Source organism: Streptomyces ruber, assembly GCF_014648075.1.
GTDB lineage: Bacteria > Actinomycetota > Actinomycetes > Streptomycetales > Streptomycetaceae > Streptomyces > Streptomyces ruber.
Genome location: NZ_BMQK01000018.1, coordinates 1 through 18,671 on the forward strand (window position 1 = coordinate 1; position 18,671 = coordinate 18,671).

Sequence of the window (18,671 nt, forward strand, 5' to 3'; positions counted from 1 at the left end):
AGGTGACCTCGTCCCGCTCGAACTTCATCCGGGCGCCGCGCCCGTAGCCGAGCCGGCGCCGGGCGAGGTGGTCCGCCACCATGTCGGTGGTGATCGGCACGCCGGCGGGAAGACCCTCCAGCGTCGCGACGAGTGCGGGACCGTGGGACTCCCCCGCGGTCAGCCAGCGCAGCCTGCTCAACATTGCTCCTCACTGCTCGCAACGAAGTCGGGAAAGGGCCGGTGCAGTTCGGCGAGGACCCGGGGAAGGCCGGCGTAGGCGCCGAAGCGGCGCATCGGCGCCAGAGACATGTGGACGTACGGGCGGCTGACCAGGTTCTCGGGGCGCAGCACCAGTGGGGCGCGCCTCACAGGGGCGCCGCCATCAGCAGGCCGCTCAGGTACTGGCTGCTGGGCGAGCCGTCGAGGACGGGCTCGCCGCCGTCCAGGCCAGCTGCGGTCACCTCCGGCGGCAGGGTGCCGTCCGCCGACCGGACCGTGGCGCCGAGCCGGGCCAGGGAATCGACCAGGGGCCGCAGGGGGCGCGGGCCCGCGACCGCCCGGAGCCGTCGGACAGGTACCGGCCGCGGTGAATGGCGGCAGGAAGCGGGCCGCCGTCCCGGCGTCGGCGCACCTGACCCGGCTGCCCCGCAGCGGGCCGCCGCCCAGCCCGGTGACGCCGAGGTCGGTGAGGGCCGTGCGGAAGGCCGGCGTGTCGTCGCTGACCGAGGGAGCCGCACGGGCAGTGGTGCCGGTCGCGGCGGCGGCCAGCAGCAGCGCACGGTCGGTGATGCCCTTCGAGCCGGGGACACGGGCGGTACGGGGAGCGGCTCGGTGTACATGGGCGGTCGTCCTCTCGGGCCGGAGTTGGTTCGGGGGCGGCCGACCGCGGTCGCCGGCCGCCCCCGTGCGGTCACAGCCGGGCGCCCAGGACCTCGGTCATCAGGGCGCCGACGAGGCGTACGCCGTCCTCGGTGAGCACCGACTCCGCGTGGAACTGCATTGAGGCGAAGTGCGGGCCGCGCAGCGCGTGCACCTCACCGGTCTCCGGGTCGCGGCTGACCTCCACCAGGCCCACGCCCTCGCACTCCGCCTTGGCCTCGGGGCTGCGCGCGGCGAACGTGTTGTAGAAGCCGACCCGTTCGCCGGCGCCGAAGAAGTCGATCTCCTGTTGCACGCCCTGGTTCGGCACCTCCCGGCGGACCAGCGGGAAGCCGAGCCGCATGCTGAGCACCTGGTGGCTGAGGCAGACCGCGAGGAACGGCCGCCGCTCCGCGAGCAGGGTGTCGACCGCCGACCGCAGATGGGCGATCTTCGGGTGTCCGGCCTCGCGCGGATCGCCGGGGCCGGGGCCCATGATGACCAGGTCGTGGCCGTCGAAGGTGTACGACTCGTCGAAGCGGCGGACCGTCACCCTCAGGCCCATCGAGCGGAGCTGGTGGTCGATCATCGAGGTGAAGGTGTCCTCGGCGTCCACCACCAGCACCCGGCGGCCTGCCAGACCCGGCACGGACCGCTCCAGCCTGTTGTCGCCCGCCAGCCAGAACCCGGCGAGCGTGGTGTTGCGCCGTTCCAGAGCGGCCCGTACGTCCGGGTGGTCGCCGAAGCGCACGGCGTCCGCGCCCGCGGTCCGCCCGGCCGCAGGGCCGTCCACCTGGAGCGCCGCGAGCAGTCCGGCCGCCTTCGCGCGGGTCTCGGCGACCTCGGAGTCCGGGTCGGAGTGACGGACGAGCGTGGCGCCGACGCCGATCCGCACGTGGCCGGCGTGGTCGATGTCGGCGGTGCGGATGAGGATGGACGAGTCCATCGCGCGGCCGCCCGAGGCGTCGCGGCCGATGAGGGCCACCACGCCGCTGTAGTAGCCGCGGCCCTCGGGCTCGTACCGTTCGACGACCCGGCAGGCGCTCTCCAGCGGGCTGCCGGTGACGGTCGGGGCGAACATCGCCTCGCGCAGTATCTCGCGCGGGTCGCGGGTGCTGTGGCCCTTGATGAAGTACTCGGTGTGCGCGAGGCGGGCCATCTCCTTCAGGTACGGGCCCACCACCCGGCCGCCGGACTCGCAGATCCGGGCCATCATCTTCAGCTCTTCGTCGACGACCATGTACAGCTCGTCGGCTTCCTTGCGGTCGGCGAGGAAGTCCAGCACCCCGGGCAGGACGGGCCCGGTCGGCGGGTAGCGGTAGGTGCCGCTGATGGGGTTCATCACGGCGGTGCCGCCGAAGAGGCTGACGTGCCGCTCGGGGGTCGCGCCGACGAAGGTCCGGTCGCCGGTGTGGACGACGAACGTCCAGTAGGCGCCCGACTCGCCGCGCAGCAGCCGGCGGAAGAACGACAGCGCGCTGTGGGGGGTGTAGTCGGTGATGTCGGCGACGAAGGAGCGCTTGATGACGAAGTTGGCGCCCTCGCCGGTGCCGATCTCGTCCTTGATGACCCGGCGGACCGTCTCGGCGTAGTCCTCGTCGGACACGTCGAAGTCGCCGCCGGTGAGCGCGATCGGCACGTCCGGCAGCCGGCGCAGGACCTCGTCGAGGGAGAGCGCGGCCTGGTCGGTGACGGTCATCGCGATCAGCGGTGCGTCGTCGTCGGGTCCGGCGAAGCCGCGCTCGGTGATCTGCCGGTACGGGATCAGCGTCAGCAGCTCGTGGTGAGGGCCGCCGGCCGGCGGGGCCGGCTCGGGCAGGGGCAGGTCCGCCAGGGTCTGCGGCGTCGAGACCGCGCCGAGCAGGACGTCTACGGTGTCCGGCCCGCCAGCCTCCGGGCGGTGCAGCAGGGCGAAGGGACCGGGCCGTGCTGACAGGATCCGGTCGAGGAGTCGGGCCGCCCCGGTCATGCGCGCGCTCCGGCCGTGCGGGCGGCGGCGCCGAGTTGGCCGAGGACGGTGTCCGTGGTGGTGACGACGGCGCAGCGCTGGGCGGCGTACTCCACGGCCAGCCGGTGGTACTCGGCGGAGAAGTCCGCGACCGCGTCGGCGACGAGGAACGGGCGGATGTCGTGGGTGAAGGCCTCGACCGCGGTCATCAGCACCCCGACGTGCGCGTACACGCCGCACACCACCAGTTGGTCGCGGTCCTGCTCACGCATCCACTCCAGCAGGCCCGAGCGGAAGAAGGCGCTGTAGCGCCACTTGGTGAACACCCGGTCGTCCGGCCCCGGCGCCAGCGGCTCGACGACCTCGCGGTCGGCGGGGTCCACGCGCATGCCGGGACCCCAGAAGTCCTTCAGCAGACCGCGCTGTTCGTCGGTCATCCCGCCGGGCTGCGCCGTGTACGCCACCGGCATGGCCGTCGCGACGGCCCGCTCGCGCAGCTGGGCGGCGTTGCGCACCAGCGGCTCGCGCAGCGGCGCGGGGAAGGGGCGCAGGAAGTAGCGCTGCATGTCGTGGACGAGCAGCACCGCGCGGTCCGGGTCGACGGACCACCCGGCGATGTTGCCGGGCAAGTCGTCCGCCGACGGCAGCGGATACGACTCGATGGGGGGTATGCCCGCCATGACTGTCCTCTCGAGTGGTTGTCGTCGGTGGGGATGGCGGCCCGGGGGACGGGTTACGCCGCAGCCGGCTGAGCCGGGCGGCCGGTGAGCCACCAGGACGAGGTCACGGCCAGGGCCTGGCCGGGGTTGAGCCGCGGGTCGCAGAAGCTCGTGTAGCGGGTGCCGACGAGGTCGACCTCGGAGCCGTCGCGGACGCACTCGGTGACGTCGTCGGGAGTGGTCTCCAGGTGCAGCCCGCCCGCGACACCGCCCGCGGCGTTCACCGCGTGCTGGAACTCGTCGACCTCGCGCGCGACCGTATCCAGGAAGCGGGACTTCAGCCCGTCCGGGGTGATGACGGTGTTGCCGTGCATCGGGTCGGTCAGCCAGATGACCGGGTGCCCGGCCGCGCGTACCGCCGCCGCCAGCGGGGGCAACCGCTCGGCGACGGTCCCGGCGCCCATCCGCGCGATGAGGGTCAGCCTGCCCTCCTCCCGTCGCGGGTCGAGGCGTTCACACAGGGCGAGCAGCTCGTCCACCGTCATCCCGGGACCGACCTTGCAGGCCACCGGGTTGACGATCTCGGCGAACAGGGCGACGTGGGCGCCGTCGAGCTGCCGGGTCCGCTCGCCTATCCACGGCCAGTGGGTGGAGGTGAGCAGCAGCCCTCCGTCCGGCTGTCGGCGCAGCATCGGGACCTCGTAGTCGAAGAGCAGCGCCTCGTGGCTGGTCCAGACGGGGGCGCCGATGCGGGCCCGGCCGGGGGCGTCGAGCCAGCCCAGGTAGCCCATGACGGCGTGGGCGGCCTGGTAGCCGGAGAGCAGCCGCTCCGGGTCGGGGCGCCGCAGCACGGGGTCGAGCTCCGGGCTGTTGACCATATGGCCGCGGTAGACCGGCAGTTCGAGGTCACCGACCCGCTCGGTGGGGCGGGAGCGGGGCTTGCCGAACTGGCCGGCCATCCGGCCGACGCGCACCACCGGCAGGCAGGTGTCCATCTCCAACTGACCGGCGAGCATGTTCAGCAGTCCGGCCTTGCGGGCCACATAGCCCGGGGTGCACTCGGCGGGGTCCTCCGCGCAGTCGCCGGCCTGCACCACATGGGCCTCGCCCACGGCCACCCGCGCCAGCATCGAGCGCAGGGTGTTCACGTCCTTCGCGTCGACGAGCGCGGGCCGGGCGGCGAGATCCTTGCGCACCCGCAGCACCTGCTCCTCGTCCTCCCAAGAGGGCTGCTGCAACGCCTGTCCGTATCGAATATCGAGCAGAGCGTTGTCCACTGGTTTCTCCAATCGCGACGGGCGTACGGCGATGCGGGAAGCGAAGAAGGGAACGGGGATGGAGAGCGAAGAGCGGGGAAGAAGGGCAGGGAGCGAGATCCCCGCGACGCAGAGAATCGTCCGACGGATTCCAGGCGGCCACCAACAAGGTGCGCGGTATCCGTCAGGTGACGCGCGATCCGTCAAGTGACCGGAGATATGTCAAGTCGGCGCCGACACACTGATGTCGTCCATCCGCAGTACGCCCGTCGAATTCCCGCAGTGTTCTCGGTTCTCCGCACGTGTACGCGCATGCGACAACACGTGTACGCGCATGCGACAACGACCGGCGGGTGGACGGTGGGGGACCGTCCGCCCGCCGGCCGCGGCGGGGGTCGCTGTCAGGCCCGGGTCACCGGGTGCTCAGCGGCGTTGCGGGCGAGCGCGACGACCGCGTGCGCGGCCGACGCCAGGGTCGTATGGCGGTGCCAGCCGCCGAAGGACCGTCCGGAGAAGTCCCGGATGCCCACCCGGTCGGCGATCTCGGTGAAGTCCCGGTCGACCCGCTCGGCCAGCTTGCTCAGCCGCACCAGGGACGCCGGCGGCGTGGTGGAGAGGTTCGTCAGCCAGAGCTTCGCGGGCCAGCGCCCGCCCTCGTCACCGACCCCGAGGAGTACCACCTCACCCTGGCCCGGGGCCGGTCCGGACAGGGACGGGCCGGCCACTCGCACGGTCGCGGCCCAGTGGGTCCGGGGTGTCGTGTCCGGCCCGTGGTCTCCGGACAAGACGGGCCGCCGCAGGTCCCTGGCCATGATCATGATCTGCTCGGCGGCCAGCGGCCCCCGTCCGGCGGCGGGAAGGGCGGGGTCCGCGACGGTGAGCGGATGGTCCTCGCAGACGCTCACCAGCAGCGGCATGCCCGCAGCGTGCAGCTTCTCGAAGATGGGTACGGCGTGCACCTCGCAGGAGTCGAGCACGAACGGCCGCACCGGCAGTCGCCAGCGCGTCACCGCCTCCAGACATGCCTGCACCACGCATTCGCTCAGCGTCTCCACCGGCACCCCGTCCGGGATCGCCACCTGGCTGCGCCGGAGGTCGTCCTTGAGCCAGGCCTGCGGCAGGTGGAGGCGCCAGTTGACCGGAGCACTGATGGTGTCCGAGGCGGCCCACACACCGATGGCGCGCTGTGCGTTGAGTACCTGCCCCAGAGACGGGAAGAAGTGCTTGTCCACGCCGACCGAATGGCGTCCGGTCTTCGGGATGATGACCGGCTGCACCATCCATGCCTGCGGTGGGACGGCATCGAGCCAGTGACCGGCGAGCGCCCGGCGGATGGGGACCCAGTCCCAGGTGGAGGCCGAGATGAAGTGGTGCAGATTCTGCTCCGACACCTGCTTGTCGAGCAGCGCGGCGATGTTGCGTATGGACTTGCGGCCCGGTGTCTCGAGCAGGCCCCGTAAGTACTGCATGGCCTTTCTGCATTGGTCGCTGCGGGACAGCGAGGTGAAGAGCAAGGAGGAGATCTCGGTGAGGACGGCGTCATGGGAACCGGACTGAAAGGGCGCGGGGGAGGTCCCTCGTGCTGTGGTCGTGGGATGCGGGTCAAGGCTGAGCATGAATCTCCTAACTACTGATCCAACCCGTGCTGTGGCACATCCGGGTGTGTTCGAAAGAAGACGCTGGGTGAGGCTCGGCCCGAGAGCAAGGGGCTTGGGCGAGAGGTGAGTCATCACCGGCTGGGCGAGAGTGCGAAGTTACCGGACGGTAGTCCTGTTGATGTGGGCGGCATCACTCCGGATGCCCGCCGGGCCGTACAACGGCCTGCGGCCGTGCCGCGGTGGCGATCAGATGGGCGATATGCACGCCAGCGTGATGTGCCGGTGCCGGCCCGGGAACGCCCGCTCCGCGAAGTTCCGCAGGCCGATCCCGTCCGAGATCTCCGGGAAGTGCCGCTCAACCAGTTCCGGCAGCCGGGTCGAACGCAGCGCGGACAGCAGGCAGGAGGCCGTGAAGGCGGTCAGCCACAGCCGCCGGTCCGCCCGTCGGCCGGGGCACCACTCGGCCACCAGCGTCATCGGGGCCCGCCCCGTCGGCGAGGCCGGCACCGGGACCGCCACGGCCGTCGTGCGTCCGTCCCCCGGATCCACCTGCTGGCGCAGGTGGGGCAGCAACTCGGCCAGTTCGCGCGCGGTGCGCTGGAGATCGCCGTGCTCGGGCAGCGCCGTCCGGTCGATCCGCGCCGGCGCCGCCGGACTCACCCGCACCACGAACGGCCGTCCGGGGGACGCGACATGCCGCGCGACCGCCGGTCCGTCCGGCTCCCCTGCATCCACGACCACGGGCAGCGGAGCCATTTCCGGGAGGTTCGGCAGTCCCGCCACCGCCTGCCGCACGCACTCCTCGACGATGCCCGACGCCGCGTCCGCCGGGACGCCCGCCCGGTCCCGCAGGGGGTCGGCCGTCCAGCGGGCGGACAGCCGCAGCTCCCGGTCGACCGGTACCACCGACCGCTCCGGGGCCGGCCGGGTCCCGACCGCCGGCCGGCCGTTGACCGCGCCCAGCGGGGTCGGCTGCGGGTCCGCGCCGACCGGGTGCGAGCCGGCCCTGGGGGCCAGCGTCGAGCCGATCGTCCACGCCTCCGGGGCCAGGGTCTGCTGCGCCTGGTGGGCCGGGGCGTGCCGGATCGGTGTCCACTCCCAGGGCGAGGCGGTGACGAAGTGGTGCACGCTCTGCTGCGCCGACGCCCCCACGAACCGCGCCGCCATGCTCCGCAGCGTCTTGCGCCCGCGCACCGACAGCAACCTGCGAACGTACTGCTCGGCCCTCACCCGCTGCCCGTTGCGGTGCAGCGAGCCGAACAGCCGCCGGCGGAACTTCGCGGCCAGAACCTCCGCTATGGGCCACTTTCCCGCCGCGTCCACGTGTCTTCGAAAGTCCCGCATCGCCGCTCCCCCGTGGGTCCGCCCATCGAAACAGGACTAACGTCCTGCTTCTTTATACGCTGTTACGCGTGGGACCACCGCACATTTGCGCCAGCGGCGGTGTGCGGGACCGGCCTCACGTCGACAGGGGAGCGGTATCGCCTCAGGCCGCGGGGGCCGGGTCCATGTTCCGGTGCGGTGGGGTGACCAGCTTCGCCAGCACTCCGGGCCGGGCGATATCGGGGAGCGCCGGCTCCGGGAAGGCCGACACCTCCTCGCACACATTTCCGTCGGGCAGCGTCTCGGTGATCAGCTGGATGCCGGTCCAGGAACCGATGAGCTACCGTGCCACCTCCGATCCCGGGGCAGCCAGTAGGCCGGCGGCAGCGCCAGGTCCACCCATATCTGAAGCGTTACGGTCTGCGGCGGCAGCCGATCCAGGTCGGCCGCCTCGTCCGGGATGGCGCGGGCCAACTGCTCCTTCGACGCGCGAAGTCGAAGTACGGACCGCCGCGCGTGAGCCGAGTGCGCTCTCGATGAGGCCGCCGATGGCGGTGGCGTCGTACCCGAACTCGTTGAACACCTCTGCGGCGGTCTCCAGAATGATCTTCCGGGTGTGGACCGCCCGTTCCCGCCTCCCCGGGCAGCGCCTTCCCGACAATGCTTTTTACCCGCGTTTGGGCTGGCACTTACCTATGCAAAATCGAACGGAGGTCCGGTACTTTAACAGCCTACTGATTGGTACCTGGCCAATTCGACTCAGGGGGAACGTTGTTCGATGTCGCTTTCGCCCCTCGCCCGTCCACCCCGTCACCGACTCTCCTCGGGTCCTACGCGCATCTCAAGCGCGTTGAGAACTTACTCGTCACCGGCTGGCAGCGGCTGACCGACCGGGACTTCTCACTTGCCGTCAGGTGGCCCGCCGTTCACGGCGACCTGCCGTACGACCCGCGGATCCTCGCGCAGACCGTCCGGCAGACCGGGCTGGTCGTCGCGCACGCCGAATACGACGTCCCGCTCACGCACCAAACCATGCTGAGCACCCTTTCCTTCACCCTCGCTCCCGGCCTTCGCATACCCCGCGGCCGCACGTCCGCGCCGGACGTGCGGATCGTCGTCGCGGAGAACGGCGGCAGACGGCGTACGACGAGCGCCCTGCGGATGTCTTTCCGGGTACTGTTCGACGGAGTCGAAATGGCCCGTGCCGAGGCCGAGTTCGCGTGGGTCTCCGAGCGGGTCTACGCCCGGGTCCGGGGAGCCCGCCGCCATGTCGGCTGGGGGGCCTGGGCGGTGCCGGCGCCCGTGGACGCTCGGCTGGTGTCCCGACCGTCTGCGGCGGACGTGATGCTGTCTCCCGGGGACCGCCCGCACCACTGGCTGCTGCGCAACGACCCCGGCAACCACCTGCTCTTCGACCATCCAGTCGACCATGTGCCGGGCCTGGCCCTGCTGGAGGCCGCCGACCAGGCCGCACGTGCCCTGCTCGCCCCGGCTCCCCTCGCGCCCACCGGCATCGAGGCCGCCTACTGGCGGTACGTCGAGTTCGACCAGCCCTGCCATATCGAGGCCGAGCCGCTGCCGGAGCCGGGTTCGGTGCGGGTCACCGGGATCCAGCAGGGCGAGGCCGCCTTCCGCGTCGACTTCCGTACGGGCGGCTGATGTCCGGATCGCCGGGCTCAGCGCCGCGGCGGTCCACTTCACCGCGATGCGGGTGCGCGACGGCCGGGTGCTCTCCTGGCTGCGCGCCGCCCTGGCCGACGCCTCGGCCGACCTCTCGCTGACGGTGACCGGCTACCTCTCGTCCGGTGCTTTCACGGTGGCCGGAGCCGACGAGACACCCGGACTCCTCGTCCGCACCGCGCCGCCCGCCTCCGGCCCCGTCGGGGTGCTCACGCTGACCGTCGTCGAGCAACCAGGGGTTCCTGCCGTCGGTGAAGCACGTCGGCGGCGAACCGGCCGCGATCCACTTCCTGCGGCAGACCGCCGAACAGGGTCGCGGCGATGTCACGTTCACCGACCGCCGCGGCCGGCTGAGCGAGGTGTCCATCTGAAGCCGGTCTTCTGGGACGGGACGAGACGGGACTGGACTGAACTGGACTGGACTGGCGTGGTGTGGCCAGCGGCCGGCATGCTCGATGGGGTCACCAGGAGCGTCGTCCGCAGACAGATGGACCACCTCGGCGTCGCCCGGCGCATCCGCGAGATCAGGCCCGCCGACCGGCCGGAAATGGCGGGCGTCGCCGTCATGAACTTCGGACGCCGGGTGCCGCGGTCCGCCGGACCGGCCCGGTGCCGCTGCCCGAGGCGCCTGCCTTCGTGGAACTGCTGCACCGGGCCTACGAGGCCGAGCCGCTCATCTCCCTGTGGTCCTCGTACGGCATGCAGCACAGCTGCGCGTCGGGCATCGCGGCGCACTCGTGGGGCGCCGAACCGTCGTCGAACCGCCAGCGCTCCGACGACGGTTCGCCGGTCGCCGAGGACGGGCTGCCCGCCACGTCGATCCCGCCGCGCGCCGCCTCCGCTGCCAGCTGCGGCAGCACCAGCCGCCAGAACGGTGTCACCGACCGCGCGGACCAGGCGCGGGCTGGATCGCGTTCCAGCCCTTCCAGTCCCGCCATCACAGCCGTGATGGCGGAGACCGCGTCGTCGAGGTCAACCCCCGGGGCCAGACCGCCCTGCCGCCGAGCCAGCGCGAGCAGCCCGCGCACCCAGTCCCGCCAGTGCTGCCACAGACTCACCCCGCTGTGCCAGGACGCGTCGTGCGCCAGGCCGAAACCCGCCCTGAGCACCGGGTCGCAGGTGACCCACTCGGCGAGCGTGTGCGAGGTGTCGACGAGCAGTTGGAGCGGTTCTGGGTGCTGGGCCGGGACCTGCCCGGTCACGCACAGCAGGATCTCGGCCGCGGTCGACTCGACCGCCTCGCCAAGGGCCTGCTTGTTCCCGAAATGGAAGTGCAGAGCGCCCTGGCTGACTCGGGCGAGGGCGCAGATCTGCCCGATGGAGGATCCGGCGAAGCCGCCCCGGTCGAAGAGCTCGGCGGCGGATCGGATCAGTTGACGACGTGTCTTCGCGGCACGGTCCTGCATGTCTATGCGCACTCCGGGAGAGAGGAGAGGGGAGCGAGGTGGTGAACGAGGAGTGACCCGCGCGCGGACGTGCCGGAGGCGATACCGGGCGTCCGACCACGGCAGATCCGCCGGTGCACGTCCCGTGCACCGTCCACTCTTACCACGTCAACAACGCGATATGTGCGGACGGTTACCGGCACTGGCGAGATCTCATGCCCACTGTGATCGTTCTACGGTTCGACCGCTTCGGCGGTCCGGGGGTGCTCACTGTTGTCGACATACCCGCTCCCCGGCCCGGTCCGGACGAGGTACTGACACCGTTGAGACGGCCGGTGCGAACTTCGCCGACGTCCACCGGACCGACGGCTCCTACCTGGCCGCGGACCAGCTGCCCCGCATTCCCGGCAGCGAGGTCGCGGGCCGCACGAGGACGGCCGGCGGGTGCCGGCGCGGGTGTCCCACGGCTGTGCTCAGCAGTCGGTTGCCACGGAGTTTTCGCCTGTTGGAGATTCCCGATGACCGGGACGCAGGAACGGCCCTCGCGCTGCTTGTGCAGGACCCGGCCGCCTGGCCTCTGCTGCGGACCGCGGCCCGGCTGCGGACCGGCGAGACCGTGGTCGTGCACTCGGCGGCGAGCGGCGGGCGGCGTCGGCAGCCTCGCCGTGCGGCTCGCCCGGGAGTTCGGCGCCGACCGGGTCTGGGCGCGGGCCTCCACGCCGGCGAAGCGGCAGCCACCACCGCTCGACCTGGTTGAGCCAGGAGCTGCTGGTGGAGGTGAAGTGGACATGGAAGCGGGGGTGGGCGGCCAGCCACCGCCGCGTGGCGGGAGTGTTGTGAACTGCGATGAACTGCGATGAACTGCGCCTTCGACAGCTTGGAGGTGTCCACCTGGTGTGACTTGAGCCCGCGGGCCCGCCAGATCCGCGAGACGGTGGTGTGCGACGTCCCGGTGGCCTTCGCCATCGACCGCGTCGACCAGTGGGCATCACCCTTCGGTGGCGGTGACTCCGGCGTCTTCACCACTACCTGCTCGACCTGGTCGTCACCGACCGTGCGTGGCCGGCCCGGACGCGGTGCGTCCTCGCCGTCGGCGGCACGCCGCGCACTTTCTACCGTGCCGACGGACGGAGCACGGGCCGACGACGACGGCCTGCCCCTCGACCGCCGGTGCCGCCGTAGACCTGGGCGGACTCGGCGGCACCGGAACCACCGCCGAATATCGGACATTCAGCCTGGTGAGGTGAGACCGAACGACGACGGGGGCCCTGGACACCTTCGCCGACTGGCTGGTGGAGGCGGGCCACCGCATCGAGCGGGTCGACGACCACGCCGACTGGTACGTGCGGTTCGATGCGGCGATGCGTGCGCTGCCCGAGGACCGGCGGCACTATGAGGCCTGCCCATCCTGCTGCACGGCCTCAAGGAGCCCGAAGAGCCCGAGGAGCCCGAGGAGCCTGAGGAGCCCGAGGAGCCGGTGTCCGGCTCCGTCATCCCGTCCGACCGGTTCCGCGCGGCCGTCCGCGCCGGTGCCGTCGACGGGCAGCGGGACATCCCGGGCTTCACCCGCGGCCCTGGCGCGAAGTACGCGAGGACCTGAAGGCCCTGATGTCACTTGTGGTAGGCACGCGGGCATGAACAGTGATCTTCTCGCTGGGAAAGTCGTCCTGATCACCGGAGCGAGCAGCGGCATAGGCGCTGCCGCGGCCAGGGTGTTCTGCCAGGAGGGCGCGACCGTGGTGCTCGCCGCGCGCCGGGCGGAACGTCTGGCGGAACTGACCGAGCAGGTGCGGGCGAAGGGCGCCGAGGCGGCGTACATGGTCTGCGACGTCACCGACGCCGACGACGCGGCGCGCGCCGTGCAGTTCGCGGAGTCCGAATACGGGCGGCTGGACGGGGCGTTCAACAACGCCGGCATCGGGGGCGACCGCACCCCGCTGCACCTGATGTCCGACGACGTCTACGACACCGTCATGGACGTCAACGTGCGCGGCGTCTGGAACTGCATACGTCCCGAGATCGCCGCCATGCTGCGGCACGGTGGCGGTGCCGTTGTCAACAACAGCAGTGTTGCCGGGCTGGTGGCGATACCCGCCGCCGCGCCCTACATCGCGGCCAAGCACGCGGTGATCGGCCTGACCAGGGCGGCGGCGGACGAGTACGCCCAGCAGGGCATCCGGGTCAACGCGGTGGCCCCGGGAACCACGCGCAGCGAGATCACCGAGGACTGGTTCCGGCGCAACCCCGGCCTGGAGCAGAGGGTTGACTCGATGACCCCGCAAGGCCGTACGGCCGCTCCGGAGGAGGTCGCGGCCGCCGCCGCCTGGCTGCTGAGCGACCGCTGCCCGTTCCTCACCGGGACCGTGCTGCCCGTGGACGGCGGTTTCGTCAACCAGTGACGTCCACCGCCCGGGACGCGGAGCCGGGGGATCCCCGGCTCCGCGTCCCGCTCTATGAAGGCGTCCCGCTCTATGAGGGCTTGGTAACATACCGACCCTTCGGCAGCGCATAGTTGAAACCTGAACGAAGACTGAAATGTGAACGACGGATCGACGTTCCGATGGGGCGTAGGGAGTCTGGGGTGGCCGAGCGGCAGGAACGTGCGATCCGCACGCGTGAGTCCATTCTCGAGGCCATGGCAAGCCTCTTCATCGAGGTCGGCTACGAGGCGGCCACCATCGCGGCGCTCGTCGAGCGCACCGGGCTGACCCGCGGAGCGCTGTACTTCCACTTCCCGACCAAGGAGGCGATGGCGCGCGGCGTGCTCGCGAGGGCGGTGACCCGCGAGGGCATCCTGCCCCAGACGCACAAGCTCCAGGAATGGGTCGACCTCGGCCTCCTGCTCGCCTACCGGCTGCCCCGGGAGCCGATGCTGCGCGCAGCGGTCCAGCTGTCCGTCGATCCCAGGGCGCGCGGTCTGTTCGGTACGCGCTGGCCGGACTGGATCGACCTGGGCGAGGACCTGCTCGTCGAGGCCAAGGAGCGCGGCGAGCTGCTGCCGCACGCCGTCCCCGCCGAGATAGCCCGGCTGGCCGTGGGCGCCTGGACCGGGGTGCAGCTGGTGACGGAGGCGCTGCCGGACAGGCTCGACCTGTCCGAGGAGATCGCCCGGCTCTACCAGCTGATCCTGCCCAACGTCGCCAGCATCGGCGTCCTCGCCAAGTTGGACACCTCCCCGTACCGCGCGGAACGGCTGCTCGGCCCGGCGGCGGACGCGGACGCTGCGGGAAAGCCCTTGACGTGAATCGGTGATGGAGCCGAAGAGCATGGCGCCGAGGACCGGCAAGTACCGTGCCATCGGCACGGACCCGGCGCACCGCCGTGAGGTGAGCGTCCTCGCGTCCCGTCCGGCCCGGTCGCCGGCGCGACGGCGAAGCCGACGCGCACCAGCACCCGACACGAACGAGCAACATCGGGCGCTTCGAGAAACCCGACAGGTCGTCAGGGGCGTCTGTCGTGAGCTGGTCCGGTGTCGGTGGGGGGGCGGCCCGTCAGAGCCGACAGGGAAAGTGCGGGGGCTGTAGCCTCCGTAGGTGGGGGCCAGGCCCCGGCTTCCTGTCTGCCGGAGGCAGGCTCACCCCGAGCAGCTCTGCCGACCGATCGACTCATCAGCGTGGAAGGCCGCCATCGCTTCTCCTCCCAGGACCGGCTCGACGTAACGGAGCAGTGACGCTCTCTCGTCGGCAGTGGGGACCGGTACCTGTAAGCCCCGGACCCACGACCTGCGGCGCATCCCATTGCGCGAACCGACCCCGGTGTACCCGCACGTGCTGTTGTCCCGCACCGGAGACCCGCACCCCGTGCTGACCGCGCTACACGACCATCTGCGCACCTCAGGGTCGCGCACCCCATACGGGGTCTGTCAAACGAGCGGTGTATCCAGAATTGAAGGTCACCGACGGGCTGCGGAGAGGCGGCCGCGCTGTGGGGCGCGCATGCGCCCAGGACCGTCACGGCACAGTCGCACACGTACGCCTGCCGGCTGCGCACAGCGTTGGGCCCATCGGCCGGTCCGGAGCGGCGCGGCCACGGCTACGTGCTGCCCGGGTGCCGCCAGGACTGGTTCGACGACTGCGCCGGACCCGGCCTGAGCGTTCCGAGCCTGGTGGCGGGCCCCGGCGACTTGGTCGGATGGTTCTCGGCCGTCGACACCGAGGGGCGGAGCCTGAGCCGGGACAGTCCGGCCGAAGGTCCGCCCCTGCACGCCCTCGCCGCGTTCGTCTACGCAGGCCTCGTCCCGATGCCGGAGCAACCCCCGGAGCAGGCCGAACCCGTACCCCACTTCCCTGGACGCAACCTTCGACCGATGGCGTCCAGCGCCGACGTACAGGCGTCGATCGCTGCCTGGATCTCGTCCGGGGTGGTGTCCTCCGCTTCGAGGGCGGCGGCGAGATGCCGGTCTCTCCTCCCCGGACCGGGCCACGGCCCGGTCCGCGGAGGACCCCTCGCGCGGCTCGCTGTCGGAAGGCCCGGCGTTCCCGCCGCCGACGGCAGGCGTACCCGGAGGGCGGCTCCGTAGGCGGCGACGGCGCGTTCGAGGTGGTTGCACGGCAGTAACCACTGTTCCCAGGACCGATCAGGAACCGCCATATGTGGCAGCACGGATGTCTCTGTGACGCCACTCTCCCGGCTGCTCCGGACAATAGCCGCCATCACAGGCCGTGGCCGCGCCGATGCCAGTAGACAACACAGGCTGAGCGCTTCCGGGGACACCGATGGCACGCGATCTCCGTGAGCGTGGGAGGCACACCCTAGACCCGGGCGATGGAACCTGTGAACGAAATGGGGAAGTGGCATGGTTCGGCACCGCGAGAGGCAGTCGGTCCACAGCCGTGGGCCGCGTCGTCACGCATGGACCGCCTGAACCAGGTCGCGGAGCTGTTCGCGGAATGCCTCGGGTGTGATGAGGAGGCGGCGCGCACGTACACGCGGCGACTCCTCGAAGAGCCCGTCGCGCAGTCGCCCCCGGGCTCCTCCGGCGGCGGCTCGCGGCCGGCGGCTGCGGGCGGCCCGGTGACGCAGGACGGTGCCGGCGGAGCCCGGCGGACGGCCGCGGGCGACAGCGACGTCCCGGACGGCCACGAGATGCTCGCGGAGGTGAGCCGTGCACCGAGTCCCGTCGGACTGGCGCGACTCCTGCACGATCAGGTCCGGCCGCACGGCGCCTCGGCGGTGCTGCTGGCGGTCATCGACCGGCAGGGGGAACTTCGCATGAGCGGTGTCGCCGGCGCATCGGCGCGGGAGGCCGACACCCGGTCGCGAATCCCACTGCGGTGCGTGCTCCCCCTCGCCCGGACGGCTCCCGAGGATCAGCTGCTGTGGATCGACGACGACAGCGGCGACCGGATCCTGGCGTGGGTCTCGTCCCGGAGCGGACCGTCGAGATCACCCGGTGACCGGGCCGGCGGCCGGGACAGCAGCTCTCCGGCGGAGCGTCTCCTGTGCGTAGTGATCGCTGTCTGGCCGGCCGGTCCGCCGCTGGAACCGGCGGTCCGGGAACGTGCGGAGGCACTGACGGGGTCCGCCGGACGGAGGCTGTGCGGCCTGGCCGGCCGGGGACTTCCGGAGGAGGACCTGCATGCGCCGTGGCTCGCCGCGGTCCTCGATGTGATCCCCATTCCCGCCGCACTGCTCTTCCCGATCCGGGACGCCCATGGCCGGGTCGTCGAATTCCACATCGACCGCTGCAACGGGCACGCCACGGACCTCCTGGGACGACCGCCCGAGCAGATCAACGGCGGCCGGCTCCTGGAGGTCCTCCCCGGCCTGAGCAACGCCGGCATCTTCGACGCCTACGTGAAGGTGCTGGAGACCGGTACGCCCCTGCACCGCGAACCCTTCCCCTACGAGGAGCCGTTCCGCGGAGTGCGCTACCCCGCCGTGCTGAGCGTGCGGGCTCAGCGGATCGGTGGCGGGCTGCTGGTCAGCTGGCAGTTCCACGACGAGCAGGCCCGGATGGCGGCCCGGATCGACGACGCCGAAAGGCTGGTGGACCTCGCGTGGGCCGAGTGGAACCTGGTCACCGGCGAGATCACGTGGTCACCGCGCATGTACGACATCTTCGACCTGGATCCGGCGCTGGGCCCGCTCCCCCTGGACCGACTTTCCCGGCACGTTCGAGAGAACGACACCCCGGTCCTCACCCAGGCCGTGGAGACACTCTGCGAACAGCGTGAACCGGTGACGTTCGAGGTCCGCACGCGCCATGCCGACCCCCCACGCCATGTGCGCGTCACTGCGGAACTGGTCCGGGACAGTCTCGGAAACCTGATCGCGGCACACGGAGTCGTCCAGGACGTCTCCGCCGCCCGACGGATGGAGGCGGCGCTCGAAGCCTCACGCCGCGAGGCGGAACGTCAACGGCTGCGCATGGCCGAAGAGCTGCAACTGGCGCTGCTGCCCCGGCAGCACAACAGACTCCCCGGCCTGTCGATGGCGCTGCGCTACCAGCCGGCGGAGGACAGTGCGCGCATCGGCGGCGACTGGTTCGAAGCGGCTCCGCTTCCCGACGGCCGGGTACTGATCGCCATCGGGGACGTCAGCGGGCACGGCCTGCTCGCGGCGGCGGGCATGGCGCAGCTGCGCCATGCCCTGCTGGGCATCGCGCATACGGGCGCCGACGCGGCCCGCATCCTCGACTGCCTCAATCTCGTCGCCTATCACAGCCACGAGGAGACCGTGATGGCCACCGTGATCGTCGGGCACTTCCACCCGCGCGACCGAACCCTCGCCTGGGCCCGGGGCGGCCACCCCCCTCCCGTCCTCGTCCGGGCGGGACAGGCCCGTGAGCTGCACAACGCCGACGGGATCTCACTGGGTGTCAGCCTGGATCCGGGATACGGGCTCGCAGCCGTCCGGCTTCAGCCCGGCGACCGCGTCATCCTCTACACCGACGGCCTGGTGGAACGCCGCGACGACCGGCGCGACGAGCGCTCGGCCCTGCTCCTGGACGCCGCCCGGCAAGGCGCCCTCGGCGGACCCGAGGAGCATCTCCAGACCCTGCTGTCCACGCTGGACACCAATCCGGAGGACGACACGTGCGTCATCGTCCTCCACGTGAGGAAGTGAGCGATGACGCCCGGGACCCCGTGCGAGGGAGCACGCCCATGAGCTTCTCCCCGGTCGGCGAGGCGGCCGTGCACCGCGCCTTCGCCCGTCGCGAGGCGGCCGCGCAGCACCTGGCGGACACCGCCGGGCAGGTGGCCGCGGTCTGCCGCGACATGGCCGCCCGATTCCGGCGCGGCGGCAAGCTGATCGTGTTCGGCAACGGCGAGTCGGCGGCCGACGCGAGCCACCTCGCGGTCGAGTTCATGCATCCCGTCATGGTGGGGAAACGGGCCCTGCCGGCCGTGGCGCTCGGCAACGACTCGGCGACCCTGAGCGGAGTCGGCGCGCGGGAGGGGTTCGCCGGGGTCTTCGAGCACCAGCTGCGGGCATTCGCCGGCAGCGAGGACATCGCGCTCGGGATCTCGCCGGACGGCCGCTGCCGGAACGTACACCGCGGCCTGGCGGCGGCCCGGCGACTCGGCCTGCTCACCGTCGTCCTCAGCGGTGGCGTGCCGGAGGAGGCTCCCGCCGCCGACCATCTGCTGGTGGTGCCGGCCACCGATCCCCTGGTGGTCAAGGAGATGCACATGACCACCTACCACATGCTGTGGGAACTGGTGCAGGTTTTCCTTGAACAGTACGGGACGGAGCCGCCCGCATGAGGTCATGGGACGGCCGGGACCGGCCGGAATGCCCCGAGGACGTCTGCGTCACCTGCTCGGACGAAGCGCGCTTGCTGCGGGTCGTGAGGTCGCTGCCCGGCGACATGGCGTTGGCCGCCGCCGACGGGTCGGCCGAGGAACCGGAGGAGATCAGCGTGGCGCTCGTCGTGGCGCCGGCCGGGACGACCGTACTCGTCCACGCCGGGGAGGCCATCGCGGCCGTGCCGGACGCCGCGCCGGGAGACACGAGGACGGGAGAGGTGGATGGGTGAC

General features: G+C 71.6%; 16 protein-coding genes and 1 pseudogene. 8 read left to right on the top strand and 9 right to left on the bottom strand.

The genetic code is table 11. The features are described 5' to 3' along the window. The 8 genes from IEZ04_RS28495 to IEZ04_RS28525 form a co-directional block, all read right to left on the bottom strand. A partial coding sequence (locus tag IEZ04_RS28495) for a chorismate synthase (protein ID WP_158824659.1) occupies nucleotides 1–181 on the bottom strand: 181 nt, incomplete at its 3' end. Continuing rightward, nucleotides 178–351 (bottom strand): hypothetical protein, encoded by a 174-nt coding sequence (locus tag IEZ04_RS35195; protein ID WP_229821325.1) that lies wholly within the window; start codon nucleotides 349–351, stop codon nucleotides 178–180. The genes IEZ04_RS35195 and IEZ04_RS28495, both read right to left, overlap by 4 nt. Continuing rightward, on the bottom strand, nucleotides 348–821 hold the full coding sequence (locus IEZ04_RS28500; RefSeq protein ID WP_229821326.1) for a carboxyvinyltransferase: 474 nt from the start codon (nucleotides 819–821) through the stop codon (nucleotides 348–350). The genes IEZ04_RS35195 and IEZ04_RS28500 overlap by 4 nt, the downstream gene beginning before the upstream one ends. A 71-nt stretch (nucleotides 822–892) precedes the next feature. Further along, nucleotides 893–2,809 carry an anthranilate synthase family protein gene (locus IEZ04_RS28505; RefSeq protein WP_189219865.1) on the bottom strand — a complete coding sequence of 639 codons (1,917 nt, stop codon included), beginning with the start codon at nucleotides 2,807–2,809 and terminating at the stop codon, nucleotides 893–895. Beyond that, a complete protein-coding gene (locus tag IEZ04_RS28510; RefSeq protein ID WP_189219866.1) occupies nucleotides 2,806–3,468 on the bottom strand; it encodes an isochorismatase family protein in 663 nt (220 codons plus the stop codon). The genes IEZ04_RS28505 and IEZ04_RS28510 overlap by 4 nt, the downstream gene beginning before the upstream one ends. A gap of 53 nt (nucleotides 3,469–3,521) precedes the next feature. Next, nucleotides 3,522–4,724 carry a 3-deoxy-7-phosphoheptulonate synthase gene (locus IEZ04_RS28515; protein ID WP_189219867.1) on the bottom strand — a complete coding sequence of 401 codons (1,203 nt, stop codon included), beginning with the start codon at nucleotides 4,722–4,724 and terminating at the stop codon, nucleotides 3,522–3,524. Nucleotides 4,725–5,104: 380 nt separating this feature from the next. Beyond that, entirely contained in the window at nucleotides 5,105–6,319 is a 1,215-nt protein-coding gene (locus tag IEZ04_RS28520) for an IS701 family transposase (protein ID WP_428838056.1), read from the bottom strand. Nucleotides 6,320–6,547: 228 nt separating this feature from the next. Then, on the bottom strand, nucleotides 6,548–7,645 hold the full coding sequence (locus tag IEZ04_RS28525) for an IS701 family transposase (protein ID WP_189219868.1): 1,098 nt from the start codon (nucleotides 7,643–7,645) through the stop codon (nucleotides 6,548–6,550). Between the two features lie 750 nt (nucleotides 7,646–8,395). On the opposite strand from IEZ04_RS28525, the gene IEZ04_RS28530 reads away from it, so the two are divergent. Continuing rightward, on the top strand, nucleotides 8,396–9,283 hold the full coding sequence (locus IEZ04_RS28530) for a ScbA/BarX family gamma-butyrolactone biosynthesis protein (protein ID WP_268245693.1): 888 nt from the start codon (nucleotides 8,396–8,398) through the stop codon (nucleotides 9,281–9,283). 677 nt (nucleotides 9,284–9,960) lie between these two features. On the opposite strand, the gene IEZ04_RS28535 is transcribed toward IEZ04_RS28530, so the two are convergent. Then, complete coding sequence (locus tag IEZ04_RS28535) at nucleotides 9,961–10,710, bottom strand: ScbR family autoregulator-binding transcription factor (protein WP_189219869.1); 750 nt, start codon at nucleotides 10,708–10,710, stop codon at nucleotides 9,961–9,963. A 1,456-nt stretch (nucleotides 10,711–12,166) separates the two neighbouring features. On the opposite strand from IEZ04_RS28535, the gene IEZ04_RS35655 reads away from it, so the two are divergent. The 7 genes and pseudogenes from IEZ04_RS35655 to IEZ04_RS28565 all read left to right on the top strand — a co-directional run bounded on the left by IEZ04_RS35655 (nucleotide 12,167) and on the right by IEZ04_RS28565 (nucleotide 18,670). Next, complete coding sequence (locus IEZ04_RS35655; RefSeq protein ID WP_268245694.1) at nucleotides 12,167–12,289, top strand: hypothetical protein; 123 nt, start codon at nucleotides 12,167–12,169, stop codon at nucleotides 12,287–12,289. A gap of 34 nt (nucleotides 12,290–12,323) precedes the next feature. After that, nucleotides 12,324–13,088, top strand: a complete 765-nt coding sequence (locus IEZ04_RS28545) for an SDR family NAD(P)-dependent oxidoreductase (RefSeq protein WP_189219871.1) — start codon at nucleotides 12,324–12,326, stop codon at nucleotides 13,086–13,088. A 161-nt stretch (nucleotides 13,089–13,249) separates the two neighbouring features. Then, entirely contained in the window at nucleotides 13,250–13,933 is a 684-nt protein-coding gene (locus IEZ04_RS28550) for a ScbR family autoregulator-binding transcription factor (protein ID WP_189219872.1), read from the top strand. 429 nt (nucleotides 13,934–14,362) lie between these two features. After that, nucleotides 14,363–14,543: pseudogene (locus IEZ04_RS35205) on the top strand (LysR family transcriptional regulator); the annotation flags it as partial. Nucleotides 14,544–15,540: 997 nt separating this feature from the next. Beyond that, nucleotides 15,541–17,757 carry a SpoIIE family protein phosphatase gene (locus IEZ04_RS28555; protein ID WP_189219873.1) on the top strand — a complete coding sequence of 739 codons (2,217 nt, stop codon included), beginning with the start codon at nucleotides 15,541–15,543 and terminating at the stop codon, nucleotides 17,755–17,757. Nucleotides 17,758–17,795: 38 nt separating this feature from the next. Further along, the gene (locus tag IEZ04_RS28560) at nucleotides 17,796–18,398 is read left to right on the top strand and encodes a D-sedoheptulose-7-phosphate isomerase (protein WP_189219874.1); all 603 of its coding nucleotides are present in this window, start codon (nucleotides 17,796–17,798) and stop codon (nucleotides 18,396–18,398) included. Beyond that, entirely contained in the window at nucleotides 18,395–18,670 is a 276-nt protein-coding gene (locus IEZ04_RS28565; protein WP_189219875.1) for a hydrogenase assembly protein HupF, read from the top strand. The genes IEZ04_RS28560 and IEZ04_RS28565 overlap by 4 nt, the downstream gene beginning before the upstream one ends. Nucleotide 18,671 lies beyond the last annotated feature (1 nt).